Annotated in this window: 28 protein-coding genes and 2 pseudogenes; 22 read left to right on the forward strand and 8 right to left on the reverse strand. The window is 35.4% G+C overall.

Translation table 11 applies throughout. The features are described from left to right. The first annotated feature begins 135 nt into the window (after window positions 1-135). The 5 genes from tnpA to HHU08_RS25380 all read left to right on the forward strand — a co-directional run bounded on the left by tnpA (window position 136) and on the right by HHU08_RS25380 (window position 3,990). Window positions 136-459, forward strand: coding sequence for an IS66 family insertion sequence element accessory protein TnpA (gene tnpA, locus HHU08_RS03295; protein ID WP_101729549.1), 324 nt, complete (start codon window positions 136-138; stop codon window positions 457-459). After that, window positions 449-805 carry an IS66 family insertion sequence element accessory protein TnpB gene (tnpB, locus tag HHU08_RS03300; protein ID WP_016205487.1) on the forward strand — a complete coding sequence of 119 codons (357 nt, stop codon included), beginning with the start codon at window positions 449-451 and terminating at the stop codon, window positions 803-805. Before tnpA ends, tnpB begins: the two co-directional genes overlap by 11 nt. Window positions 806-852: 47 nt before the next feature. Then, on the forward strand, window positions 853-2,448 hold the full coding sequence (gene tnpC / locus HHU08_RS03305; RefSeq protein ID WP_169187790.1) for an IS66 family transposase: 1,596 nt from the start codon (window positions 853-855) through the stop codon (window positions 2,446-2,448). Between the two features lie 514 nt (window positions 2,449-2,962). Then, window positions 2,963-3,850, forward strand: a complete 888-nt coding sequence (locus HHU08_RS03310; RefSeq protein ID WP_101729732.1) for a helix-turn-helix transcriptional regulator — start codon at window positions 2,963-2,965, stop codon at window positions 3,848-3,850. Window positions 3,851-3,855: 5 nt separating this feature from the next. After that, a complete protein-coding gene (locus HHU08_RS25380; RefSeq protein ID WP_263479781.1) occupies window positions 3,856-3,990 on the forward strand; it encodes a hypothetical protein in 135 nt (44 codons plus the stop codon). A 97-nt stretch (window positions 3,991-4,087) separates the two neighbouring features. Here HHU08_RS25380 and HHU08_RS03315 read toward each other — a convergent pair whose 3' ends face one another. Continuing rightward, entirely contained in the window at window positions 4,088-4,846 is a 759-nt protein-coding gene (locus HHU08_RS03315; RefSeq protein ID WP_016202185.1) for an AAA family ATPase, read from the reverse strand. A gap of 179 nt (window positions 4,847-5,025) precedes the next feature. Between HHU08_RS03315 and HHU08_RS03320 the strand changes: the two genes are divergently transcribed. The 4 genes from HHU08_RS03320 to HHU08_RS03335 all read left to right on the forward strand — a co-directional run bounded on the left by HHU08_RS03320 (window position 5,026) and on the right by HHU08_RS03335 (window position 7,548). After that, on the forward strand, window positions 5,026-6,072 hold the full coding sequence (locus tag HHU08_RS03320; RefSeq protein WP_101729731.1) for a DUF1835 domain-containing protein: 1,047 nt from the start codon (window positions 5,026-5,028) through the stop codon (window positions 6,070-6,072). Between the two features lie 82 nt (window positions 6,073-6,154). After that, a complete protein-coding gene (locus HHU08_RS03325) occupies window positions 6,155-6,631 on the forward strand; it encodes a DMP19 family protein (protein ID WP_169187791.1) in 477 nt (158 codons plus the stop codon). 77 nt (window positions 6,632-6,708) lie between these two features. Next, a complete protein-coding gene (locus tag HHU08_RS03330) occupies window positions 6,709-7,098 on the forward strand; it encodes a DUF5071 domain-containing protein (protein ID WP_016202188.1) in 390 nt (129 codons plus the stop codon). A gap of 18 nt (window positions 7,099-7,116) precedes the next feature. After that, window positions 7,117-7,548 (forward strand): DUF4279 domain-containing protein, encoded by a 432-nt coding sequence (locus tag HHU08_RS03335; RefSeq protein ID WP_101729730.1) that lies wholly within the window; start codon window positions 7,117-7,119, stop codon window positions 7,546-7,548. 65 nt (window positions 7,549-7,613) lie between these two features. Here the strand turns inward: HHU08_RS03335 and HHU08_RS03340 are convergent, their stop codons facing one another. Then, on the reverse strand, window positions 7,614-7,874 hold the full coding sequence (locus tag HHU08_RS03340) for a hypothetical protein (protein WP_016202190.1): 261 nt from the start codon (window positions 7,872-7,874) through the stop codon (window positions 7,614-7,616). Between the two features lie 157 nt (window positions 7,875-8,031). Continuing rightward, complete coding sequence (locus HHU08_RS03345) at window positions 8,032-8,703, reverse strand: DUF3885 domain-containing protein (RefSeq protein ID WP_016202191.1); 672 nt, start codon at window positions 8,701-8,703, stop codon at window positions 8,032-8,034. Between the two features lie 85 nt (window positions 8,704-8,788). On the opposite strand from HHU08_RS03345, the gene HHU08_RS03350 reads away from it, so the two are divergent. From HHU08_RS03350 to HHU08_RS03380, 7 genes are all read left to right on the forward strand, one after another. Next, window positions 8,789-8,983: a hypothetical protein gene (locus HHU08_RS03350; RefSeq protein ID WP_016202192.1), complete on the forward strand. Its 195-nt coding sequence runs from the start codon at window positions 8,789-8,791 to the stop codon at window positions 8,981-8,983. 8 nt (window positions 8,984-8,991) lie between these two features. Further along, the gene (locus HHU08_RS03355; RefSeq protein ID WP_016202193.1) at window positions 8,992-9,483 is read left to right on the forward strand and encodes a hypothetical protein; all 492 of its coding nucleotides are present in this window, start codon (window positions 8,992-8,994) and stop codon (window positions 9,481-9,483) included. 31 nt (window positions 9,484-9,514) lie between these two features. Continuing rightward, the gene (locus HHU08_RS03360; RefSeq protein WP_016202194.1) at window positions 9,515-9,892 is read left to right on the forward strand and encodes a CPCC family cysteine-rich protein; all 378 of its coding nucleotides are present in this window, start codon (window positions 9,515-9,517) and stop codon (window positions 9,890-9,892) included. 43 nt (window positions 9,893-9,935) lie between these two features. After that, window positions 9,936-10,376 (forward strand): DUF4275 family protein, encoded by a 441-nt coding sequence (locus tag HHU08_RS03365; protein WP_040342972.1) that lies wholly within the window; start codon window positions 9,936-9,938, stop codon window positions 10,374-10,376. Between the two features lie 334 nt (window positions 10,377-10,710). Beyond that, window positions 10,711-11,145, forward strand: a complete 435-nt coding sequence (locus tag HHU08_RS03370; RefSeq protein WP_016202197.1) for a hypothetical protein — start codon at window positions 10,711-10,713, stop codon at window positions 11,143-11,145. 43 nt (window positions 11,146-11,188) lie between these two features. Beyond that, on the forward strand, window positions 11,189-11,575 hold the full coding sequence (locus HHU08_RS03375) for a YxiJ family protein (RefSeq protein ID WP_016202198.1): 387 nt from the start codon (window positions 11,189-11,191) through the stop codon (window positions 11,573-11,575). Between the two features lie 628 nt (window positions 11,576-12,203). Next, window positions 12,204-12,488, forward strand: coding sequence for a toxin-antitoxin system YwqK family antitoxin (locus HHU08_RS03380; protein ID WP_101729727.1), 285 nt, complete (start codon window positions 12,204-12,206; stop codon window positions 12,486-12,488). Window positions 12,489-12,975: 487 nt separating this feature from the next. Here HHU08_RS03380 and HHU08_RS03385 read toward each other — a convergent pair whose 3' ends face one another. Further along, complete coding sequence (locus HHU08_RS03385) at window positions 12,976-13,671, reverse strand: ArsR/SmtB family transcription factor (protein WP_169187793.1); 696 nt, start codon at window positions 13,669-13,671, stop codon at window positions 12,976-12,978. Between the two features lie 101 nt (window positions 13,672-13,772). Between HHU08_RS03385 and HHU08_RS03390 the strand changes: the two genes are divergently transcribed. The 3 genes and pseudogenes from HHU08_RS03390 to HHU08_RS03400 all read left to right on the forward strand — a co-directional run bounded on the left by HHU08_RS03390 (window position 13,773) and on the right by HHU08_RS03400 (window position 18,510). Beyond that, the gene (locus HHU08_RS03390) at window positions 13,773-14,393 is read left to right on the forward strand and encodes a flavin reductase family protein (RefSeq protein WP_169187794.1); all 621 of its coding nucleotides are present in this window, start codon (window positions 13,773-13,775) and stop codon (window positions 14,391-14,393) included. Window positions 14,394-14,673: 280 nt separating this feature from the next. Continuing rightward, window positions 14,674-15,528 (forward strand): tyrosine-type recombinase/integrase, encoded by an 855-nt coding sequence (locus HHU08_RS03395; RefSeq protein WP_169187795.1) that lies wholly within the window; start codon window positions 14,674-14,676, stop codon window positions 15,526-15,528. 18 nt (window positions 15,529-15,546) lie between these two features. Then, window positions 15,547-18,510, forward strand: a pseudogene (locus tag HHU08_RS03400) (Tn3 family transposase). A gap of 75 nt (window positions 18,511-18,585) precedes the next feature. Here the strand turns inward: HHU08_RS03400 and HHU08_RS03405 are convergent. The 4 genes and pseudogenes from HHU08_RS03405 to HHU08_RS03420 form a co-directional block, all read right to left on the reverse strand. Then, window positions 18,586-18,918 (reverse strand): annotated as a pseudogene (locus HHU08_RS03405) (stage V sporulation protein AD); the annotation flags it as partial. Next, window positions 18,918-19,397 (reverse strand): stage V sporulation protein AC, encoded by a 480-nt coding sequence (spoVAC, locus tag HHU08_RS03410; protein ID WP_169187796.1) that lies wholly within the window; start codon window positions 19,395-19,397, stop codon window positions 18,918-18,920. The gene spoVAC and the pseudogene HHU08_RS03405, both read right to left, overlap by 1 nt. A gap of 17 nt (window positions 19,398-19,414) precedes the next feature. Then, on the reverse strand, window positions 19,415-19,870 hold the full coding sequence (locus HHU08_RS03415; protein ID WP_160549937.1) for a YhcN/YlaJ family sporulation lipoprotein: 456 nt from the start codon (window positions 19,868-19,870) through the stop codon (window positions 19,415-19,417). Between the two features lie 77 nt (window positions 19,871-19,947). Then, window positions 19,948-20,154 (reverse strand): DUF1657 domain-containing protein, encoded by a 207-nt coding sequence (locus HHU08_RS03420; RefSeq protein WP_160549936.1) that lies wholly within the window; start codon window positions 20,152-20,154, stop codon window positions 19,948-19,950. A gap of 528 nt (window positions 20,155-20,682) precedes the next feature. Here HHU08_RS03420 and HHU08_RS03425 point away from each other — a divergent pair. The 3 genes from HHU08_RS03425 to HHU08_RS03435 all read left to right on the forward strand — a co-directional run bounded on the left by HHU08_RS03425 (window position 20,683) and on the right by HHU08_RS03435 (window position 22,929). Beyond that, window positions 20,683-21,195 carry a transposase gene (locus HHU08_RS03425; protein ID WP_169187797.1) on the forward strand — a complete coding sequence of 171 codons (513 nt, stop codon included), beginning with the start codon at window positions 20,683-20,685 and terminating at the stop codon, window positions 21,193-21,195. Then, window positions 21,192-21,668 carry a helix-turn-helix domain-containing protein gene (locus tag HHU08_RS03430; RefSeq protein ID WP_169187799.1) on the forward strand — a complete coding sequence of 159 codons (477 nt, stop codon included), beginning with the start codon at window positions 21,192-21,194 and terminating at the stop codon, window positions 21,666-21,668. Before HHU08_RS03425 ends, HHU08_RS03430 begins: the two co-directional genes overlap by 4 nt. 91 nt (window positions 21,669-21,759) lie before the next feature. Then, a complete protein-coding gene (locus tag HHU08_RS03435) occupies window positions 21,760-22,929 on the forward strand; it encodes an IS256 family transposase (protein ID WP_169187800.1) in 1,170 nt (389 codons plus the stop codon). Window positions 22,930-23,003: the final 74 nt, after the last annotated feature.

Genomic DNA, 23,003 nt, shown 5'->3' on the forward strand with positions numbered 1-23,003 from the left:
CGTTTTCCGCTGATTGGATCTCTAGGAGCTTCTTCGGTTACTTTCCACTTATGTAAGCGACAAATACTCCACACCTTCTAATAATTGCCGTGTTTTGTGATAATCACATTAACATCAATTGTTAGGAGGTTTTTTATGTCAGTAGATGAACGTAAACAAATGTGGCAAGATCGCATCAATGCTTACAGATCTAGTCGAGTACCAAGTGTCAAAGCTTGGTGTAAACAAAATCAAGTAGGTGTTCAAAGTATGTATAGCTGGATGAAAAGATTGAAAACTGAGGCGACTCACGTCGCTTATCCTCTTAAGCAATGGGTTGCCATTGATTCATCCAACTTAATTGAAGATACAGCTACTTTAACGGTTAAGGTAGGCGATGTTTCAATTGAAATTAAAGAAGGCTTCAGCCATTCACTTTTAAATGAAGTACTTCAGGTTCTTCAATCCCATGTTAAGTAAAACACCTATTCAACGAGTCTATTTAGCGATGGGTGCAACAGATTTGAGAAAGTCCATTGATGGTTTGGCAGCGATTGTACAAATGAGTTTCCAACTGGATCCTTTCTCTTCCAATCTATTTGTGTTCTGTAATCGGAAACGAGATAAACTAAAGATCCTTCATTGGGATCATAATGGGTTTTGGTTATATTATCGCCGACTGGAAAATGGCGTTTTTCAATGGCCAGATGGACAAACTACTAAGCCGCTATCGATCAGTCCTCGTCAATTCAACTGGTTGCTGGATGGACTTCCACTTGAACAAAAACAAGCTCATCCAAAAATGAGTGCAAAAGTTATCATTTAGAGAGAATTGACCAACTATGTCACCTCTCTTTATGGTATTCTATTTTTATGGGAAAAACTACGAATGAACTACAAGATACAATTGAAGAACTCGCAGCGAAAAATGCGGATTTAGAAAAACAAAAAGAAGTCCTAGAGGCAAAAATCAAATGGTTGGAAGAACAATTCCGACTAAGCCAACAAAAGAAATTCGGGGCATCTAGTGAAAAAACCAACCCGGATCAGATCGAACTACCTCTTTTTAATGAAGCTGAAATGACAGCGGATGTAAAAGTGGAAGAGCCTACACTTGAAACGATTACTTATCATCGAAAGAAGTATGTAGGACAACGGGATGCGAAGCTTGAAAACTTGCCTATGGAAACGATCCATTATCGTTTATCCGAAGAAGAGCAGGTTTGTTTGTGTTGCGGCGAAACGGTACATGAAATGAGCACGGAAACACGTAGAGAATTAAAAATCATCCCTGCTCAAGTAAAGGTTGTTGAGCATGTACAACATATTTATAGCTGTCGCCAATGTGAACGTGAAGGAATCGAAACACCAGTTGTGACAGCTAAAATACCTGCGGCAGTTTTTCCAAAAAGTCTCGCTTCCCCTTCTTCAATGGCCTATATTATGAATCAAAAATACGTAGAGGGAATGCCGTTGTATCGAATTGAAAAACAATTTGAACGACTTGGTGTCTTCCTATCACGCCAAACGATTGCCAACTGGGTAATATATGGTGCAACGAAATGGCTCTCACCACTATACAATCGCTTGCATGAGTTACTACTTCAACTTGACTGTCTACACGCGGACGAAACAACCGTTCAAGTTTTAGCGGAACCTGGTAAAGCAGCAACTTCCAAATCCTATATGTGGTTGTATCGATCTGGTCGGGATGTTTCACCGATTATCTTATATGACTATAAAACTTCTCGTCATAGTAAACACCCGAAAGCATTTTTAAAAGGATTTGCGGGCTATCTTCATGTCGATGGTTATGGAGGTTACCATGATATGAAGGATGTGGAGTTAGTTGGCTGTTGGGCACATGCACGCCGTAAATATGACGAAACGCTCAAATCTTTGCCTACGGGTGTAGATAAATCTAAGAGTCTCGCAGCTGAAGGTCTTCAATTCTGTACACAATTATTTAAAATTGAAAAACAGATAGAAGAGGAATTTGAAGATTGTAGCCCTGAACAGCGAAAAGAAGAACGTCAAAAACGTAGTCAACCCGTGTTGGACGCTTATTTGGCATGGTTAAAATCCAAACGCCCTCAAGTTCCACCTAAAAGCAAATTAGGTGATGCCATAAATTATAGTTTAAACCAATGGTCAAAACTCATTGTCTTTATGAAAGACGGGCGACTTGAACTCGATAATAATAGAGCAGAACGTTCGATTAAACCATTCGTTATGGGAAGAAAAGCATGGCTATTTGCCCAATCGATGAAAGGAGCAACTGCCAGTGCGGTCATCTACAGCATTGTCGAAACGGCCAAAGAGAATCAATTAAATCCATTAAATTATTTAACTTATCTTTTTGAACAGCTGCCACAAATAGATATAGATGATCAGGAAGCACTTGACCAGTTCCTTCCGTGGTCAAAGACTATTCCAGAGGAATGCCGGATTCCAGCTAAACTTAAATAGAGAATACACTAATGCCCACCTGAAAAACTAGGTGGGCATTATTTTACGCTTACCTATAAAGAACAAATGGGTGCGGGATTCATTTTTCAAAAGGAAAGTAAAGAATTAATTGTTGAAAGCGAAATGTGGACAGGAAGACATGTGATATTTCAAATTCCAATCAGTGAATAAATAAAAAGAAGGGAAACAATATATGGGAATTAATCTTATATAAACAAATGGTTATTTGTCGATAGGGGATTAATGTGAATTTGCTTGAATTAATATGCAAATAGTCAAATGAAAATTATGGAGGAATATTTGTGTTAAAAATAACGCCTAAATGTTTAATTTGCGAAGATTGCATTAATAAAAGGGATGACAAATAGCAAAAATACAACCAATGCCGAACAGAATGAGGGAAAGTGAACCCTCTTTTTTTGCGTGAAAAATTGAAGAAATGGATAAAAAAAGCAATATATGTCAAAAAAATTAGTTTTCTCTTTGTTATCTTATTTGTAAGGAGGTTCATGTAATGAGCTATAGTTCTATCATACAGAAAACGATTGAGTATATAGAGGTGAACTTACATGAAGAGCTATCTTTAGAAAGTGTTGCTCAGTTTGCTGGATTTTCAAAATATCATTTTTTTCGTGTTTTTCAAAAAGAGGTTGGTATAACTGCATCTGAATATATCCGTTATAGAAGAATTGCTAACTCAGCTAACATGTTACTTTATACGGATGAAAAGATAATAGATATCGCTCTCTATTATCGCTTTGAAACGCAAGAATCATTTACTCGTTCATTTAAGAAATATTACAATTTACCGCCAGGACAATACCGTAAAATGATAGGCAAATTAACTTTACAAAGGGAGGAAATCGTGTTGAAAAATGAACAGCTATTAAAAGGATGGAAGTTAAGTGGGAGTCATCCGTTTAATTATCAGATGGGAATTGATAGAGAAAACGCTCATAAAGGGAGGGCATCTGGATTCCTAAAATCTGTTACTGCCCAATCTCAAGGTGAGTTTGCAACAATGATGCAGGAATTTAAAGCCGAGAAGTATCTTGGCAAACGATTAAAGCTCTCTGGATTTTTAAAATCTAAAGAGGTTGATGGATTTTGTGGATTTTGGATGCGAGTCGATGATGCACTACATGATGTATTGCAATTCGATAATATGGGTGACCGCCCAATTACAGGGAATAATGAATGGAATCATTATCATATTGTTTTAGATGTACCTGAAAACAGTGCAGTCATTGCTTTTGGTGTTTTACTTTCGGGGAAAGGGCAGGTATGGATTGATGAACTTAAATTTGAGGAAGTAGATAAACAAACACCAACGACCAACATTGATTTTTCTGCCGACCTTTTAGATGAACCTACCAACTTATCCTTTGAAGAATGGGAGTAGATAATATGATGAATTTTCTAATGGCTTTAATGAAAAGTTTTTTACATCTTGGCGGTATTAATATGGCACTTATTCTTTGTTTGGTAGCTGGAATACTTTATGTAGTTAATAGAGAGAAGAAAGGAAGACATAATTTTTAGACGTTATTTATAAATTACAGCCTGTATGTGCTTGGAAAATGTTAAAAATACAGGCTGAGTGTAATTCAGTTGCGATTCATTCACTGATAAGATTATCCTACTTATTAAGTAAATGATGCAATAATCTTTCTTTATCGTCAAAAAACTGCTTCATGATATGATAATGGTTCGTTTCTTCAAGAGTGGTTTCTTTAGCCCCTTCCTCTGTAAGTTCGATAATCTTAGCATTTGGATACGACATGATGATGGGAGAGTGGGTAGCAATAATAAATTGCGAATTTTGACGGACTAATTCATGAATGTGGGCTAACATGGATAGTTGTCTAAGAGGGGATAGGGCGGCCTCTGGTTCATCTAATAGATAAATGCCATTTCCCCCAAAACGATTGATAAATGTTGCCCAAAAAGATTCCCCATGCGACTGCTCATGAAGCGACACTCCCCCAAAGGAATCAATCACTCGTGGTCCTGGAGCAGGTTCACTGTCTAATGCTTCGATGTTGGAAGCCACATTATAAAAAGTCTCTGCCCGTAGAAAAAATCCATCTCTTGGTTTTTGGAATCCCCTTATTAATTTTATATACTTTTCCAATGGAGAATGAGAATCAAAGGTTGAAAAGTTAAAATTGAAAGTACCACCCTCGGGATTAAATCCAGTATTAATCGCAATGGCTTCTAATAACGTTGATTTGCCCATCCCATTTTCGCCAACAAAATAAGTGACATTTGGATGAAAGGATAGTTCATCCAAAGTCTTTATGCTTGGTAAACGAAAGGGGTAGTTCTCAAATGAAGCTATGCTGTCACGTTCCAGTCTTAAACCCCTTAAATATTGATGTTCATTTGAATTTTCCACAAGAAATACCTCCGTATTTATGTTTTTGTTTCCTTTTTAAAGCAGTTCATAAATGGCTTTCTTAATACCAAATAATAACATAGAATGGATTTAGACTTATTTAAAAATTCATTTTCTGTGGTAAATTGCTGATAATCATAGTATTTGAGTTTATAGGTGAATATAGGGAGAGTGGCATAGTGGAAATAGAAAAGTTGAAAAAATCCATTGAAGAACTGCCTGAAGGCGAAGCAAAGTCACTACTATTTCATATTTTATTCCGATTGAATCTTGTAAAAGAAACGGATTATTCAGAGACGAATTTTATAAATGACGTGGAAAGCATATACGAAACGGTGTTCAAATTATCAAAGGAACGGTCGGAAGCGAAGGAGGAAGAGACTTTTCAAAAGGTACATATTCTCTTTGGGCTTTCTGGTGCAGGGTCACTAAAATATGCTTTAAAGAAAATGGGCCTATCTAAGAGGGAAAAGGTTATTTCCTTTTGGGATATATTCTCGATTGGTCTTATTGAGCAACTACATGAAAGTGATGGGCAAGAAGCAAGATTTCAATGGATGAAAAATGTGATGGATGATGACCAATTTCAAGATTATCAACAGGGATTTTATAACACTGTCAATCAAATAAATTCTGTTCCTGACAATGTGCCAATTACGCTATGGGTAGCTGATAACACTCATGAACAGACAGGACTACGATATGTTCTATATTTATTGCGGAATAAAACGAATGAAATCAAGGTGATTAATGCAACAAAGGCATATGCTGAACATTTTAATCGACCAGATATTCAATATACTATTCTACAAACAGGAGAAATGTCCCCAGAGCAATTGCAAGTTATCTACGAGAAAGACCAATCAAAATCATTATCAGAGTACGAGAGAAAGGAACTTGAGGAAGAATGGATGGCTCTTGCCGATTCCAAGGAAACCTTGCGTATCTGGAGAAATGAAGAGATAAAGAGCGTTAGAGAAGTCTTTTACGACCAATATATGATAAATATGGCGAAAAAACTTCAGATTGACCGAGAAAGAGTACAAGAACCTGAACCTTTTATGAAATCTGCAAGACTAATAGGAGAAGTGATAGGGCATTTAGACCAATATATGGGGGATGCATTCTTTGAGTATCGGCTAAGAAAGCTGATAGAAAAGGGTGTTTTTGAGATGGAAGGTAATTTGAAGGCTATGAGATATTACAGTGTGAGATTGAAACGCTAATGGTTGGCTGAAGAATATAATTTATTTTTGGAGATTCTATCCAAAAAGGTATTTAAATGAAGGTAGAAAGGTGACTCTAAGCATGAATAAGAAGACAAGAATAAAAAGAGGAGACTTATTAAATCGAGATGATATATGGAACAATGTTAGTGATGTGCTGATTGAATTTGGCTACTCATCAGAAAATAAAATAGCATATGAAGCATTTATTGTTCTTCAATACTATTCAGAAATGGAAAGTGGAGGTCATGAAAGTTTATTAAGGTGGAATTCAGACCATATAGAGAAAGTAGGAATCACTCGATATTTGGAAGAACTAATCGATGTTCTTGAAAAAATAGATGCTCATGAGTATGCCGAGATTGAAAAAACATATGGCGAGGAAATGTGGAGATTGTACATTGCTTTGGAAAATAATGAAATAGATGAAAATAAGTTTTATAGCGTTATCGAAAAAGCGAACGGAGAATATTATAACCTCAATGAAAAATTGAGAGAATTAATCGAAACCTACTTTGTAATGATACACACCGATTTAATTAAAGTTGTTGATGATTAATTCTTTTATTGAAGCAGTGAAAAAAGTTTGTACATAAACTAAATTTATAAATTACATTATGAACTTAAAGGTGCAAAATGAAAAATTACACTGAATATCTACCAAGAGATAAGCATGACTCCGAAAGAGTAAACCAATTAAAGAACCTAAGTAGAAAAGAACTCGTTCTTTTGTTACCAGGTCTTATGGAATGGATTCAGGACATGAACTGGCCGGTAGCAGAGGAGGTTTCAGAACTTCTATTAACTTGTCCAGATGAAATTGTACCACTAATTAAAAATGTTTTAGCCACGAATGATGACGTTTGGAAGTATTGGTGTTTAATAATTTTGGTGAAAAGATTGCCAGAGGATTTAAGAATGCAATTTAAAATGGATTTAATAAGACTTGCTGAAAGTCCAACAGCAGGAGAAAGGTTAGAAGAACTTGATGAAATTGCACTGGAGATTTTACAGATGTTTGAATGAATATTAGGGAGCTTATAAATGGAAAAAACGAATGTAAAGGTTTATTTTTCAGCGAAGGCAGATGACTTTTCTATTGAGTATTTTACAAATGTGTTAGGAATAAGGCCGACAAGGGCATATAAAAAAGGTGAAGCTATTAATAGACCATCTAATCCGAATGTGACCTCTACAGGAACGCATTATCGGCAATATACCAGTTGGGAGTTAGGTACAGATTACGAGCAGTCTTATGATATTAGTGAACAATTGGATTTCGTTTTGAATCAATTGGAGGGGAAGGAAGAACTGTTAAATCAGTTAAGAGAAAATTATGAATTAGCGTATAGATTTACCATCGTTATTCAAATAGAAAATAATGAAAAACCAGCTATGTACTTAGATAGGAGATTTATTCATTTTGCCGATTCCATAGGTGCAGATGTGGATTTTGACCTTTATGTTTATAGCTGATGGAGACATAAGACTACAAAATAATGAAAAAGCAGGGAAGAACTATCACCCTGCTCATTAAACGATTAAAATTCCCCTTCGCTAAAGTAATCATATAATTGACTTTTTAAGCGTTCCAATTGAATGTTTTGCGAATGAGGAAGTCCATCTTTTTTCGTCTTTTGGGAACACATCCAGCACGAACAATGAACTTTCCCTTTTGCGAAATATCCAGGAAAGCGAGATTGCCAACCTAAATGTTTGGCAATCTTTATTTTACGCTGAATCACTCTTTTCCGATGATGTCGAAAATAGGAACGACTACGATTTTTTTGATGTGGTTTCATTTGCCATCACACTCCTTGGGAAATGGCTTAGCCTGTAAAAGTCCCCCAAAGGAAAATTAGACCCTTACAGGCAGAGCCTGATGGCAAGAAATGTGGTGAGAAGGTCCAAGTTAATCACCTCTTGTAGATGTTTTTCTTTAATTATACAACAAATGGATTATTTGAATATCTTATCAATCTGTTCTCGGTCATAGTCTAAAATCCAATCATTTAGTTCTTCATAAAGTGAATGTAAATCTTCTTTGTTTGAGGCGATAACGTCACAGCCTCGGTCATCATATAGATGGTAAATCATTTTCTTTGTAACATTTACAAAATAAATATCAATACCAGGGCGGTATAACCCTTTTAGAATTTGGGATGGATGTGGAAAATCCTCATAACTGATAGCAGTTAAGAGCGGTTTATAACGAATGTCGCTCTTTTCACAGGACAGAGCAAATCGGTGCGTGACCATTTCTTCATAATCTTCACCGTCTTCATCTTCCCAAAAAACACTTGGTAACACCCTATGTTGCAGTTTTCGTCTTAATTCCTTGTCTTTTATATATTTTTGATAGACCTTTGTTGGTCTCTTTTGTAAAAAGGTATCGTTCTTCTCACAATGAATGTCTGTGACCAGTAACATTTCATCGGTATCATGAAAAACTTTATTGAATATGCCATTAATTCTTTCTTCGATTTGCTGAAGATTGTTCTTATCTTCATGTTGTACCCAGGGCATAGAAATTTCAAAACGGATACCATATTCCCATGAATAAAATAGGGGCGGTCTTAGAGTAAGGTTATCAAAATGCTCTTTCATAAATTGGGATAAAAAGTTTATCATATTGTTCCTCCAAATATATGGTTAATAATTGCGTACTTTATAAAAATAGGATTTGAGGTAATATTGGTTTAGGAGGTGTCTATAAATGTCAGATGTAAAATTGTTCACAGCTATTTATATTCCAGAAACACCATTTGTAAATGGGGGATTAAAGCCTAAGAGTACAAAGAAAAATAATTTTGATTTGCTGGAAAGCGAAAAAATAGCGGATACTCTTTATCATTTTATTATAAAAAGGATGAAATACAAATACACAGCTATTATTATATTGGGGATTTAGAAGATGCCTTGGAAAGATATTTATTTGTGGAGAACAATGATTTATATGATGACTTTGTTTCACAGTTTTGGGGTGGTGGACAAAGGTATTGGGAAAGTGGTATGGATACCTATTTAGATATTTATAGCCCCGAAACCGTACTTGAACAGCTAAATCAAGCATATAAGAATCATTTTTATGAAGAGGATGAACCGACCCCTTTGTGCCATATATTTGGACAACAGATGTGGCATAGTAATGCCTATCTTATTGCCAATCGAACAGCTTTAATCGAACTTAAAGAAGCGATTGATGTTGCATTAAAGCATAAAGAAATAAGGTTAGGGTTATCCCCTTCAGATGGTGAGGGTTACGATTTATTTATTAAATGTGTTGAGGATGATTTTGAATGGGAAGAGTTAGAAATGCCATATCACGATAGAGATTGTTATGTACCTGATGAAACGGTAGGGATTCCACCACACAAGGTATTTAAGCAGTATAAACGTCATTTGCGGTAAAAACTTTATCTGACTAAAGGGAGAGATTAGATTGAAACGGGAAAAGTGTCCTTGTTGTGGTTTACCAACAATTGAAGAACGGGGAATATTTGATATATGTGAACTTTGTCATTGGGAAGACGATGGACAAGACGACCCAAATGCGGATGAAGTGTGGGGAGGACCAAATGGTGATTATTCCCTTACAGAAGCGAGAAAGAATTTTAAAGAACACCTCATTATGTATCGAGATAGGAGAAATATAGAAAAACAAACCGATAAAGAAGTTGAATTAAAAAAATCTTTAATAAGTATGTTTGTTGAATTAGACAAGTGCAAACCTGATTCGTTGGAATATGAGGCACTTTGGAGGAAGATAAAGTCATACGAAAAAATTTTAATGGAGATTTCTTATGAAACATACGGTTAGCAATTTGATTATATAAAAAGTGGGTGTCATGTTGGAAAATATGATGGATTTAGTATCTTTACTAAGAATGAAAAAAGTAAGAGTGATAGAAATACCTAAGTGGGGGACATATCTGCGAAAGCAATGGGAAGATAACTTTGTCAATCATCTTAGCGATAAAGAAAAGAAATCTATTTATCTTTATGATGAAGATGGTTGCTGTGGCTACCTATGGCATGTATTTAGTTATGAAAGAAGGAAATGCTTAAAAGAAGAACAAGCTGATATAACATTTAACAAACAATCAAAACAATCTTGCTATGTTTTTTATCAGCATACGGATGATGCTTTTATACTTGAAAATGCGTCACCTTTAACAGCCGAGGACTTTATAAATGAAGAAGATGTTTACGTAGTAGATAAAGAGTTTAATTGGACTTATGTAAAAACTCATGAAACAGGTTGGTGTGGTCCATATTTCAGTCAAAAAGACAAAACAAACTAAGCTTTATGGATTGATTAGCAGTCAATCGTGATGACATTGATAGTTAAAATTGACGGATATTATCACCAAGTTCTAATTAAAGGGAATAGGTGTTCAAAACAGGAACTTATGAAAAGGTACATAAATTCCAAAACTCTTACTTCAGATATTTTAGACCTTCCAGCTATATTTTGCCGAATTAACTGTTTTGACCAACTTGCCTATAACGAAGATACAGAGGTTGATTTTGTGATTGATACCGACACCGATAGAATATATAAACCATCTTATTAAGTGGGCAACTCTGCTCACTTTGTAAAGGTCATCATTTTGATGATAGAGGAGAGAAAATAGCTTGAAAGTTATATTTTCGATATTAACAATTTTATGTGTTGCAATCGCTTTAATAGGTTGCCAATTACAACAAGAAGAAACAATGGTTCTTTTAGATGGAAAAATATCAGAAATTAAAATTTCAGAGTCGAATGGAACAGGAGAAATGAATGAGGAGATTATTCTATCAATTAAAGATGATGAATCATTAGATGTTTTTGAAAAGGCGATTACGACTGCTGTCAAACAACCAGGGGAGGTTAAGATATCTGAACCTGATTACGATGTAATGGTGGAATACGAGGCGGAAGAAGGGGGACTGCCTACACATGGAATTCATTTATGGTTAGGAAAGGAAAATGAGAAGAGTACGTTTATGTATATTACCGATGATTCTATTTATCTTACATCCCCACAAATGACAAAGGAGTTAAGAAGGTTGATACTATCGAAATGATTAACGTAACAGGAAATAATGTGGAAGATGCGGAGAAAAGGAAATGGATTTGAATGATATTGAAAGACAACTGGTACTGATAAATGAGAAATTGCAGAAACCGTTCCCCTATAGAGATACAGATAAAATCCAAGAAGATTACAGTAATGCTTTTTCCAAGTTATCTGATGATGATAACTGGTTGACAGCGGATTTTAATACTTATTGCATGAACATCGCTGGGTCTTTAAGTTATGTTTTAATAGGGAAATCAAATAAAATTCCAAAAGGTCAAATAGAAATGTTGAGGTTTTCATTCTTTGAGTTCTTTAAACAATATAGATTTTTTGAAGATAACATAACTCAATATGATGGATTTTACCAAGAATATATGGATTTTGAAAAGGCAAGAAAATTGCTGTTGCAATATTTATCTACATATATGAAATGAGTTGTGGGATTAAAATGCTTTATACTCCCTAATCCCTTTAATCCTATTCCCTGCAGTAACTATGTAACCCCATAATAAACTCCTGTGCCACATAATAAACCCCTGTCATAATCAAAACAAAGTTCTGATATGCCTGTGGAAAACGTGTGGATAAAGGCAGGAAGAAATGAAAAGATAAGAAGGGTGGGAACAGGAATCCCATCCTTTTTTGCCTGACTAAAAAATAGAAGAAAAAGCCTGATAAGCCCTGTTCTATCAACGTTTGGATAAAAAGTGTAAGGGGTTCGTAAGAACCCCATAATCCCGAAAAGAGTGAGAAAAAGCAGGAGAAAAAGGCAGGAAGAAAAGCAAGAAATCCCACGACATTATTTTAATTAAAAATAAAGTTGTGGCAGAAAAAAGTGAGAAGAAAATCGGGAAAATGGGTGAGTTGTGCAGAACTCTATTTTAACTGGGTGAAAATTCAGAAATAAAAATGTAGGAATAACAAGGGTTTGAGAAAATGAGGGAAGCAAGACATTATTATTACTGAACAGTATTGTAACCCCAAAATAAATATTTTCGAACCAAAATAGAAATATCTAATTTTTCCTCATTTATCATTTAAAAAATTTAACGGAGGTCTGTTATGGAGAAAGAACAGTGTGACATAATACAGCCAAATGGCGTTAAAGAAAAGAAACTAGATGTGATTGATGGATACACGATAAAGTACCATGCAAACGGGAAAACGATATGGTCGAAGGGGAAAATGATTGGGGATTTACCAGTAGGTTATTGGGAATGGTATCGTGCTGATGGAACCATAAAACGTTCAGGATACTTTGAAAATGGAGAACCTATTGGAGAATGGATCACTTATGACAGCAAAGGTGAAAAATACAAAACGACTAATCGGGATAAAAATAACTAATTAGGAAGTTTCAATGTTTCCATAAATAAAATTAAGGGTTCTTAAGTAAAAATTACATTCCAATTCCGAAGGTTTTCCGGTACTTTTCCCGGCAGACCTTCGTTTTTTATTTCCAAAATCATAAAAAATCCCATCGCAAATCAATCTTAGTCCAATCCCCATTCCAATCAGTAACCAATTTTAATCCCTTTGCTTCCTTCTATTCTGTACGTCTGTAATCATTGTCCAGTAAGAGTTCAGTCTTTTTCTTTTCAATATTTCCCCACACTCCTGTATTCCTATTCCACTCATAAAATAATTCTTTCTCCAATCAAAAAATTTTCTTATTTAATTAAGAGGGTTGGTATTGGAGAATAAAACTAATACCATCATGTCAATAAGGGGTACCGCCAGCATTTCGGAAAAAAACCACGCTAAGAAAATTTCGACAAAAAAACAGCCGATTTTAACTTCTTTAAGGATAAATCGGCTGTTTTATATTCAAAACTTAGTTGTTTGTAATATCAAAAGAAAATGTTTCTTTTAGTCCCTTTTTTCCTTCAGAAGTGATTTTTATTGCTCGTGTTTTCGGTAGACGTTGAATCCAATTTAACTCTAATAATCTCTCTAAGACGGCATTTCCTAATGCTCCCGCAAGATGGTGACGTCTTTCGCTCCAATCTAAACATTTGTGAGTAAAAGAACGACGTTTCTTCTTAACTTTTTCAAGGTCAATTTGAAAAGTTAAGAAAAATATTTCTCCTTTTTCAGTAACAGTAAACCCGTCTTTTTCTTCATAAATAACACCTTTTTTAATTAAAGAATCTGTTAATTGTACTCCTAAACTCCCTGCAAGGTGATCATAACATGTTCTTGCAAAACGCATCGCTTTATCTTCCGAAGCCTGTTTTAATGATTTAATTTCAATTGGTGGAGCTATTGATAAAAATGACTCCATAACTTGAGCAACTTCCTGATTTCGAATTCCATAATATCGATGTCTCCCTTGTTTTTCAACTGTAACTACATTCGCATCGACCATTTTTGTCAAATGAAAACTAGCCGTCTGTGGTTTGATTCCTGCCATATATGCTAATTCGCTTGCAGGATGGAATCTACCATCTAATAAGACTGTTAATATTGCTGCACGAGAAGCTTCACTTACAAGAGTAGCAATCATTGCTACATTTGGATTTGCATTCATTTTAATTCCCCCCTTAATGTAATCCATATTTCGATGATAATCGAAATGTTTATATTCTACAATAAATAAGGAAGAACATATGAATAGGAGGAGAAATAAAGATGAAAAAAATGGCTCAGGTTCCAAACACAGATATTATTAAACCTAAAATTCTATACTACGGAACTCCTGTGATTTTACTAAATTCGCTAAATGAAGATGGAACAGTAAACATCAGCCCTATGTCATCATCATGGGCATTAGGAGATTGTATTATATTAGGAATTGGACTTGGAGGGAAAGCTATTGAAAATTTAGAACGACATCCTGAATGTGTAATCAATGTTCCGAGTCCTTCATTATGGGAGAATGTTGAACAATTAGCCCCCTATACAGGGAAAAATCCCGTTCCAGATTATAAGAAAAAGAATGGATTTACATATGAAAAAGAAAAATATGATATTAGTAGATTAACACCTACTGAGTCTAAATCGGTCAAACCTACTCGAATTATGGAATGTCCAATTCAAATTGAGGCAAGGGTGAAACACATTCGAATTCCTGATTACTCTCCTGATTTTGCAATTGTTGAGACACAAGCTATACATGTACATGCTCATAAGGAAATCATTATTGAAGAAAATCATATTGACCCAAATAAATGGAGCCCACTTATATATAATTTTCGTCATTATTTTGGTCTTGGTAACCAGTTAGGTAAAACTTTTCGATCTGAAATATAAATATATTATTTTTTAAAGTGGACAATCCTTTCCTAATTGAAGTTAAATATTGTAGTAAGAAACCTAATTTCACATGTTAAGGAATTAGGCTTCTTTATTATTTTCTCTTTTGCTAAGAAGTGGTATTTCGATTTCCTTATAGCACCTAATACAACACAATATTAATTGTGTTGTATTAGGTGCTATAATAACTATGAATCTATAGGTTTAACGCAACACAATTTATTAAGAAGTGAACATTTATGGATGCAACACAACTTACAGAAGAGGAGAAAAATACATGAATGTTGCAAAACAGTTTTCTTCTTATCTTAAACAGGAGAAGAAAACTGAGAACACTATTCAGGGATACACATTAGGTATTAGACAGTACATAAAATGGTTTGAAGGTTCATATGACAGAAAATTAACAAATTTGTACCGACAAAATATCTTAGATTACATTAGCTATTTAAAGAATGTCAAAATGTTAAATGCCAAAACTATCAACCACAAGATTAGTAGTCTTGCTAAATTTAATGAATTTCTAATAAAGAAAAGCGTTCAACAAGACCAGGTGATTTTAAAAACAGATATGATAAAGGTTCAAACTGCGTATGCTTCTCCAACCCAAATTGTTGAATTAGATGTAAAGAAGTTTTTGCAAAGTGTGTTAGAGGATAAGAACAAACGCAATTATGCAATTGTCACTCTCCTGGCATACACGGGAGTGCGTATTTCAGAGGCATTATCTATCAAATTTAGCGATTTCAATTTACAGACTGGGGAATGTATAATTCGAAGTGGAAAAGGAAATAAACAACGAATTGTATTGCTAAATAGTAAGGTAACTCATGCTATCAAAGATTATCTTATCGAACGAAAAACATACAGTACAGCACATGAATCTGCTTATCTTTTTATTAGTAAAAAGCGGGAAAAGCTCGACCGTACGGTCGTCAATCGTATCTTCAAATCATATAGCAAGGTTATTACTCCACACCAGTTACGACACTTCTTCTGTACCAATGCAATTGAAAAAGGATTTAGTATTCATGAAGTTGCAAATCAAGCTGGGCATTCTAATATCCATACAACATTACTTTACACAAATCCAAATCAACTGCAGTTAAAAAATAAAATGGAACTCTTATAAAGGAGCAATGGGGAAACAATGGGAGTTAAACAATTACTGTCAGAGGCACAACGAAATGAGTTAATGGATTTATCACGTTTAACAGAATGGGATTTGGTAACATTTCATACCTTTTCTAAACATGACTTACATTTAATATTCAAGCACCGTAGAGGATACAATCGTTTAGGATTTGCTCTTCAGCTTGCATTAATTCGTTATCCTGGCTGGTCTTTAACCGAGTATATAGATATTCCTATGTCAGTAATTAACCATATCGCAAGACAGCTACAGATTCCTGCAGAAGAATTTTCTAAATATGCTAATCGTAATAACACATTATGGGAGCATCTTAGTGAAATTCGTGAAGAGTATGAGTACAGTAATTTTTCTTCTAAACATGAAGAAAATCTGTTGAAACATCTTACACAACAAGCTATGGAAAACAGCAACTCACTTCATTTAATTGAAATAGCACTGTCCATGTTACGGAAATCAAAAGTTATTCTTCCTGCCATGTATGTAATTGAAAATATAGTTTGGGAAGCCAAACAGCAAGCAGATCAATAGGTATACAGTATTTTGTATGATGACTTAACATCTGAACAAAAGAAAAGAATAGATGCTTTACTTCTACCCACAAACAATGGAATTTCGCCATTAGCTTGGTTAAAACTGCTTCCTTCTCAACCATCACCAGAGTCTTTTCTCAAGGTTGTGGAGCGGTTTGAATATGTAAAAGATATAGGGCTTGTAGTTGATACGAGCAAGATTAATTCCAACCGCCTTCGGCAGCTTGCAAGATTAGGATCAAAATATGAACCGTATGCCTTTAGAAGATTTGATGAAGTAAGAAGATACAGTATTTTAGTTGCTTTTATGCTAGAAATTACACAAGATTTAATCGATTATGCAATTGAAATACACGACCGTATCATGATGAATCTTCAATTAAAAGGAAAAAAAGCACAAGATGAGATGCAAAAAGTAAATGGTAAAAAACTGAATGAAAAACTTGTACAATTTATCAAGATATGTGGAGCACTTATTGAAGCGAAAGAAGTAGGGAAAGATGCTTTTACAGCTCTAGATGATGTTATGCCGTGGGATAAAATGGTGGAATCGGTTGAGGAAGCCAAACAGTTATCAAGACCTATAAGCTATGATTATTTAGATTTGTTGGAGACTAGATATTCCTATATCAGGCGGTATGCGCCTGCCCTATTAAGGGTCTTCCAGTTTGGATCAACTAAATCGGCAGAGCCAGTACTTCAAGCGCTTCATACTATACATGATTTAAACATAAACGGAAAGCGAAAAGTACCGATGAGTGCACCTTTGAATTTTGTATCAAATCGTTGGCAAAAACATGTGTATGACGACGAAGGTAATGTTAACCGACATTATTACGAACTGGCAGCATTAACAGAGTTGCGAAATTACATAAGATCAGGAGATATATTTGTTTCAGGAAGTAGACAGCATAAGGCATTTGATGATTACTTAATATCTGAAGAGGATTGGAGAAACATAATAAATGTGGAAAATTACTTGGCAGTTCCTTTAACGGTCGAGGAGTACTTAACAGAAAGGATTACTTCGCTAAACCAACGTTTGGACTGGTTATCAAAAAACAGTGAAAAATTAGAAGGTGTTGATATCAGCCAAGGAAAGCTATATGTGGAAAGGTTAGATAAAGGGACTCCAGAAGAAGCAAAAGCATTTAGTATCCGTCTACATAATATGTTGCCAAGAATAAAGCTCACAGATTTACTATTAGAAGTAGCCAGCTGGACTGGATTTCATGAGCAATTTATTCATGCTTCAACGAACAAATCTCCTGATCAAGAAGAGAAGAATATAGTATTAGCAACTCTGATGGCAATGGGAACAAATATTGGTCTTACAAAAATGGCAGAGGCTACTCCTGGAATCTCTTATAGACAAATGGCAAACACTGCACAATGGAGAATGTATGATGATGCTATGGTTCGAGCTCAGTCTGTTCTGGTTAATTTTCAACATCGGCGACAATTAGCAACATATTGGGGAGACGGTAATACATCGTCCTCAGATGGAATGCGGGTACCTATTGGCGTTCGCTCTTTACATGCTGATTCAAACCCGCATTATGGAACAGGAAGAGGAGCAACTATCTATAGGTTTATAAGTGATCAATTTGCTTCCTTCTATTTAAAAGTAATTAATACAAATGCCCGAGATGCACTATACGTCCTTGACGGTTTACTTCATCATGAAACAGACCTCATGATTGAAGAACATTATACAGATACCGCTGGATATACAGATCAAGTTTTCGGATTAACACATCTTCTAGGCTTCCGCTTTGCACCACGTATTCGTGACTTAATGGATACGAAACTTTTTACTATTAACGGTGTGCAAGAATATCCAAATGTTCAGGCACTATTAAAAGGTAAAATTAATTTAAAGGTCATTCAAGAAAATTACAATGATGTTTTACGGTTAGCATACTCAGTAAGAACAGGTAAAGTATCTAGCTCACTTATAATGGGGAAACTTGGATCTTATGCAAGACAAAATAAATTGGCAACCGCTCTTGGTGAAATGGGACGAATAGAAAAAACTATCTTCACCTTAGACTATATCTCAAGTAAATCAGTGAGAAGGAAAATACAAAAAGGTTTAAACAAGGGTGAGTCTACAAATGCCTTAGCTAGAGCCATATTTTTTGGAAAGAGCGGAGAGTTTAGAGAGCGAGCTCTTCAAGATCAATTACAACGGGCCAGTGCACTTAATATTATTATTAATTCGATAAGTGTATGGAATACGGTTTATATGGAAAAAGCAGTAGAAGAATTAAAACATACAGGCGAATTTCGAGAAGATTTAATGCCGTATATATGGCCTTTAGGTTGGGAACACATCAATTTCTTAGGAGAATATAAGTTTGAGGGATTACATTCAACAAGTTTACAATCCTTACGCCCTTTAAATATGAAAGAGCCGATTTACTCTTAACGGGGTAAATTTTGGCTCTTTTTTCAAATAAGTTCTCTTAGCGTGGTTTTTTTCCGAAATGCTGGCGGTACCCCACGTAGAGCAGGCACCGAATAAACCAAAATACGGAGCTCCAATTGTTCGACTAGCAAAACTTGTCGGAGTTATCTGGTTGATCAGATCCCCAGCTAGGATAAATTGAACTTGATCTTTTTGGATGCCCCCTTTTTCCATGGCTTTTTGACAGGCTTCTTCAAAAAGGACTTTATGTGCCTTTTCATAGGAATCCTGTCCAAGCCATAAATCAGCATGAAGGAGATCGAAATCTTCTGCGATCGCTCCGTTTGCTTCAAATGGTCCTCCAACTGTTCCAGTTGAAAGTATCACTGGTTTTTGTTCAAAAATCCATGTACGATGACCTGCAAGCATTATAAACCACCCCACTGGATTAAAATGGTTTTGATGAGGGCAATGACAAAAGCAGAAAAAACACCAAATAAAATAACCGCCCCTGCTAATTTAAACATGTTGCCGCCTACGCCCAGTACAAATCCTTCGGAACGATGCTCAATGGCAGGTGATATGACCGCATTGCCAAAACCAGTTACGGGTACAGCTGTTCCAGCCCCTCCAAATTGGGCCATTCGATCATATACACCAAAACCAGTAAGAAGCATCGTAATAAAAATTAACGTACCCACTGTCGGATTTCCGGCCGTTTGCTCAGTAAAATCAAAAAAATAAATGTAGAAGTCAGAAATACACTGACCGATCAGACAGATAGGACCACCAGTTATAAAGGCCTTTATACAATTTTTAACAACCGGTCTTTTAATCTCTCGTTGTTTTTGCAATTTTTGGTATTCCTGTTGCACAGGAGTAAGTTGTTTCTTTTGATTATTAGACATAACTCGATCCTTTCTCTTTATGTTTGTTCCTTCATTAGACTTTTCAGTTTATTTAAATCCTTTTTTAAGTTTTTCTCATTCGTATCGTTTTTTTTCAGTCTCTGTTCTATGTTTTCAAGTTCCCAGAACATTTTTTTATCACTCGAAACAAATACATTGTGATCTGGATACATTTTTTTTAAGTCAGATTTAACTGACTTCTCGATATTTTTTAATCGGAAACGGTTGAAATTTCTGACTTTTATCGCTACTAAAAGCTCATTATTTGTATTCACAGCCTTTACATCCGAAATTTCTTCCTTAGTGATAATCTTTTCTTTAGCATGATTGGCAACAGATTGATCAATTGGTTTACTTGTATGTACTTGTGAAATACTCAAATCATTATAATTATCTAACTGATTTTGGTTTCCGTTACACCCTGAACCCATTCCGATAAGGATTAAAATGAAAAATAATATTTTCACTTTCATGAAATCACCTCCATGTTTTACCAGTATTGGGATGCTAAAAAAGGTTGGCCTCTCAACCAACCTTTTCGCCATACTCATTATTGTTGTTTGTATTGAGGTTCTTCTTGTTCGATTTGTTGAACACGTGGTTCAACATTATCAATAACAGATTGGGTTTGTGTAGCAGCATCTTGATAAAGTTGCTTAGCTTGTTGATTATCCGTACTGAGAGCAAATGTTTCAAAGCTAGCTTGAGCGCTTTTTAATCCTGCTAAAGCTGTTTTAACGTCATTGATGACTGTCATGAATAACACCTCCTATGGTTGACATTAATATGGTGCTAAATAAAATATATATTTATTCATTTAGTTTTAAATATATATCAATATTAAAAAATTCAAATATGAAATATTTTAATGTTTTTGGTAAAAATACATTTTGTAAGTAAAACTCTGCGAGAGGAAGGGTAGTGAAAATTGAAAATCACGCTTTTTTACAAAAGTGATTAAAATTCAGTTGATTTATTCATGGTTACTGTGAGTTTTAGTCCAAACATAGACATATTTGCTTTTTGTTTTAGAAATGGAGTAATAGTTGCAGGTTTGTGTTATAAATTATTTAACATACGAAAGTGGAAAATTATCAAAGGAGAATAGGAAATATGCATAAAGATTATAGTGAAATGGTTTTAGGACCAAAACCACGGGCTAGACAAAAGAATTTTTTTGTAAGTTTAGAGGAGAGTTTTAAAAATCCTATTACCCCCTCTGTTAGGATAGATGTCGTAGGGAACTTTAGTGTATAGTTTAAATCATACACGGAGGTTGATCGACATGAAAAGTAATAATGGTAAACGTTATACAAAGGAAGAGAAAGCATCAATTATTAAGAGAATGATGCCCCCCACTAATGAATCGGTTGGCCAATTAAGTGAAGAGTTGGGCATTACTGAACCCACGCTTTACAAGTGGAGAAAAGAGGCTAGATCATCTGGAAACCCCACACCCGGAGATGGACAAAGTTCTGAACACTGGAGCAGTGAAGATAAGTTTCTCATAGTTATGGAAACATACTCAATGAATGGTGCGGAGCTAGCGGAGTATTGTCGAAAAAAGGGACTTTATAAAGAACAGATTGACGCATGGCGAGATTCATGCCTTAATGCAAATGGGCGAGAATCTAGTCAAACAAAGCAGTTAAATCAAGAATTAAAAGAGGAGAAAAAGCGAGGAAAGGCATTAGAGAAAGATTTGCGTAAAAAAGAAAAAGCATTGGCAGAAGCTGCAGCCTTATTACTATTAAGAAAAAAGGCCCAAGCGATCTGGGGGGACCAAGAGGACGAATGATCAGCCCGTCAGATCGCGCACTAGCAGTAGAACTCATCCAAGAAGCAAACCAAAATGGTGCGCGATTAGCCCCGGCGTGTAAAGAATTGAACATTAGCGTTCGCACCTATGAACGCTGGATTTCAGAAGGTGGAATCAAGGAGGATCAACGCCCTATTGCGTTACGTCCAGAGCCAAAAAATAAATTAACGATAGAGGAAAAACAAGAGATACTGGAGGTTGTTAAAAAAGAGGAATTTGTAGACCTACCGCCTACTCAAATCGTGCCAAAATTAGCAGATCAATGCATTTATATCGCCTCCGAATCTAGCTTTTATAGAGTTCTTCGTGAGCATAAAATGCAAAATCATCGGGGAAGAAGCAAAAAGCCCGAGGGTAGATTACCAGAAAGTCATTTAGCAGTAGCCCCAAACCAGGTATGGACATGGGATATAACGTGGTTAAAAGGGCCGGTGAAAGGCTTGTTTGATTAAGTCCGTATAATTGTGTAAAAAGAAAAGAGTCAAATTAATTCCTTTTGGCAACAATGTTATCAGCGACTAAAACAGTGTGGAGGAATTAATTATGACTCATTTACAGTTTAACCTAAATATTAACGATTTAAAAGAATCCGTTATGAATTCTGATATTGATGCAGTAATAAAAGCGTCCATTGTGTTGGTGTTAAATGAATTCATGGAACAAGAACGGGATGATCATCTACAAGCTGATCCATACGAACGTACCATAAATCGAAAAGACTACCGTAACGGTTATTATGAACGAGATTTATTACTAAGCATCGGAAAGATTACTCTACGAGTTCCACGAACACGGAATGGTGATTTTTCAACCAGTATTTTTGAACGCTATGCTAGATGTGACCAAGCTTTTGTATTGGCTATGCTTGAAATGGTAGTGAATGGTGTTTCTACAAGAAAAGTTAAAAATATTGTGGAACAACTGTGTGGAGAAACGGTCTCCAAATCATTCGTATCTAGTTTAACGGAGAAGCTTGATCCAATCGTCAATCAGTGGGCGAATAGGCCGCTTAACACCATGTATTATCCTTATATATTTGTAGATGCCATGTACATCAAGGTGAGGGAAAATCAACGGGTTGTATCAAAGGCTGTCTATATCGCAACGGCGATAAATAGTGACAATCAAAGAGAAATACTCGGCTTAAAAGTGGATCATACAGAAAGTTATGAAGCTTGGGGAAGGTTCTTTCAGTATTTACTATCTCGTGGACTGCAATCACCAAAAATGATTATATCGGATGCCCACAAAGGGCTTAAAAAGGTAATAGCGGAAGAGTTTTTAGGAACTACCTGGCAACGCTGCACAGTACATTTTAAAAGAAACCTCTTTGATCAGCTACCTAAAAAGAATATGGAAGAAGTAAAGTTATCTATAAAGAGAATATTTGAAGTAGCTAGTGTGCATGAAGCTAGAAAATATAAACAAATATTTATAGAGCAGTATGGAGGAAATGGAAAGCTAGAAAAAGTAATAGGGATTCTCGATGAAGGATTTGAGGATGCCATACAATATTTAAATGAGGAAACCCATTACCACAAGCACATTCGCAGTACAAACTCACTAGAAAGAATAAACGAAGAAGTGAGAAGACGAGAAAAAGTAATAAGAATATTTCCTAACACCCAATCAGCATTTCGATTAATCGGAGCTGTGTTAATGGACTATGAAGAAATACTAAGCAAAAGAAAATTACCTGTGAGCAATAAATAGGAGCGAAGCGCGCGAATTTTTGGTATCAAGAAGGGGTACCCCTTCTTGATACCAAAAACAAAAGAACTGATGAA

The organism is Niallia alba (genome assembly GCF_012933555.1).
GTDB classification, from domain to species: Bacteria; Bacillota; Bacilli; order Bacillales; family Cytobacillaceae; genus Niallia; species Niallia alba.

Bases quoted from the DNA above. Each gene is read 5' to 3' on its own strand.
- HHU08_RS03345 (WP_016202191.1), bottom strand. From the start codon at position 8,703: ATGATAAACTTTTTATCCCAATTTATGAAAGAGCATTTTGATAACCTT.
- HHU08_RS03425 (WP_169187797.1), top strand. From the start codon at position 20,683: ATGAAAAGTAATAATGGTAAACGTTATACAAAGGAAGAGAAAGCATCA.
- HHU08_RS03380 (WP_101729727.1), top strand. From the start codon at position 12,204: ATGGAGAAAGAACAGTGTGACATAATACAGCCAAATGGCGTTAAAGAA.
- HHU08_RS03330 (WP_016202188.1), top strand. From the start codon at position 6,709: ATGAAAAATTACACTGAATATCTACCAAGAGATAAGCATGACTCCGAA.
- tnpB (WP_016205487.1), top strand. From the start codon at position 449: ATGTTAAGTAAAACACCTATTCAACGAGTCTATTTAGCGATGGGTGCA.
- HHU08_RS25380 (WP_263479781.1), top strand. From the start codon at position 3,856: ATGATGAATTTTCTAATGGCTTTAATGAAAAGTTTTTTACATCTTGGC.
- HHU08_RS03350 (WP_016202192.1), top strand. From the start codon at position 8,789: ATGTCAGATGTAAAATTGTTCACAGCTATTTATATTCCAGAAACACCA.
- HHU08_RS03435 (WP_169187800.1), top strand. From the start codon at position 21,760: ATGACTCATTTACAGTTTAACCTAAATATTAACGATTTAAAAGAATCC.
- HHU08_RS03310 (WP_101729732.1), top strand. From the start codon at position 2,963: ATGAGCTATAGTTCTATCATACAGAAAACGATTGAGTATATAGAGGTG.
- HHU08_RS03385 (WP_169187793.1), bottom strand. From the start codon at position 13,671: ATGAATGCAAATCCAAATGTAGCAATGATTGCTACTCTTGTAAGTGAA.
- tnpA (WP_101729549.1), top strand. From the start codon at position 136: ATGTCAGTAGATGAACGTAAACAAATGTGGCAAGATCGCATCAATGCT.
- HHU08_RS03365 (WP_040342972.1), top strand. From the start codon at position 9,936: ATGGATTTAGTATCTTTACTAAGAATGAAAAAAGTAAGAGTGATAGAA.
- HHU08_RS03375 (WP_016202198.1), top strand. From the start codon at position 11,189: ATGGATTTGAATGATATTGAAAGACAACTGGTACTGATAAATGAGAAA.
- spoVAC (WP_169187796.1), bottom strand. From the start codon at position 19,397: ATGTCTAATAATCAAAAGAAACAACTTACTCCTGTGCAACAGGAATAC.
- HHU08_RS03420 (WP_160549936.1), bottom strand. From the start codon at position 20,154: ATGACAGTCATCAATGACGTTAAAACAGCTTTAGCAGGATTAAAAAGC.
- tnpC (WP_169187790.1), top strand. From the start codon at position 853: ATGGGAAAAACTACGAATGAACTACAAGATACAATTGAAGAACTCGCA.
- HHU08_RS03430 (WP_169187799.1), top strand. From the start codon at position 21,192: ATGATCAGCCCGTCAGATCGCGCACTAGCAGTAGAACTCATCCAAGAA.
- HHU08_RS03395 (WP_169187795.1), top strand. From the start codon at position 14,674: ATGAATGTTGCAAAACAGTTTTCTTCTTATCTTAAACAGGAGAAGAAA.
- HHU08_RS03415 (WP_160549937.1), bottom strand. From the start codon at position 19,870: ATGAAAGTGAAAATATTATTTTTCATTTTAATCCTTATCGGAATGGGT.
- HHU08_RS03340 (WP_016202190.1), bottom strand. From the start codon at position 7,874: ATGAAACCACATCAAAAAAATCGTAGTCGTTCCTATTTTCGACATCAT.
- HHU08_RS03335 (WP_101729730.1), top strand. From the start codon at position 7,117: ATGGAAAAAACGAATGTAAAGGTTTATTTTTCAGCGAAGGCAGATGAC.
- HHU08_RS03325 (WP_169187791.1), top strand. From the start codon at position 6,155: ATGAATAAGAAGACAAGAATAAAAAGAGGAGACTTATTAAATCGAGAT.
- HHU08_RS03390 (WP_169187794.1), top strand. From the start codon at position 13,773: ATGAAAAAAATGGCTCAGGTTCCAAACACAGATATTATTAAACCTAAA.